Origin of the sequence: Nocardiopsis halotolerans DSM 44410, assembly GCF_000341065.1 — a bacterium.
In the GTDB taxonomy this organism is placed as follows: Bacteria; Actinomycetota; Actinomycetes; order Streptosporangiales; family Streptosporangiaceae; genus Nocardiopsis; species Nocardiopsis halotolerans.
Map to the genome: position 1 here is coordinate 1 of NZ_ANAX01000028.1, position 772 is coordinate 772.

General features: G+C 70.5%; 1 protein-coding gene. It reads right to left on the minus strand.

The window, feature by feature from the left end; genetic code table 11:
• Positions 1 to 143: 143 nt before the first annotated feature.
• Positions 144 to 764, minus strand: a complete 621-nt coding sequence (locus D455_RS0101960; protein WP_394296610.1) for an aminotransferase class V-fold PLP-dependent enzyme — start codon at positions 762 to 764, stop codon at positions 144 to 146.
• Between the last annotated feature and the right edge of the window lie 8 nt (positions 765 to 772).

A 772-nucleotide genomic window follows, 5' to 3' on the forward strand; every position in this document is an offset into this window, starting at 1 on the left:
CCCGCTGGGACACCAACAACCACACCAGGGGACAGAGCCCGCGCACACACGCCAACTCCCCCCACCCCACCCGGGGCGATGAAACGCTCATGGCCACGAGTGTGGACCCTGACCCCGTGTCAGGGTCCACACCCCCAGCGCCCCTACATCCGCTCGACCGCGCGCACCAACGCCTCCACCTCAGCCCCGGTGTTGAAGTAGTGCACCGAGGCCCGCACCGCCTCGTCCACCCCCTCCTCGCGCTCCCACACCTGGTTCCACAACCGCGACACACTCACCCGCACCCCGGCCGCCCCCAAAGCCGCACACACCCCCCGCGCCGACGCACCCTCCACCGCGAACGTCACGATCCCCGACCGCACCGGCCCCCGGTCCAACACCCGCACACCCGCCACCCGCCCCAACAGGTCCCGGGCCTGCTCGGCCAACGCCCCCACCCGCTCCCGGATGGGTTCCAACCCCACCGCCAACGCGTAGTCCACGGCCACCCCCAAACCAATCTGACCAGCCACGTTGCGCTCAAAACTCTCAAAACGACGCGCGTCCGGGCGCACCCGGTACCCACGCCCCTCCCAATGCGCCGAAGTCACATCCACCACCGGCGGCTCACCCAACCCCGCACCCGAACGCGCGTACACAAACCCCGTCCCACGCGGCCCCCGCAGGAACTTACGCCCCGTGGCCGCCAACACATCACACCCGAGCCGCTCCACGTCCACATCCCACTGCCCCACCGACTGGCACGCGTCCAACACGAACAACACCCCCGCCC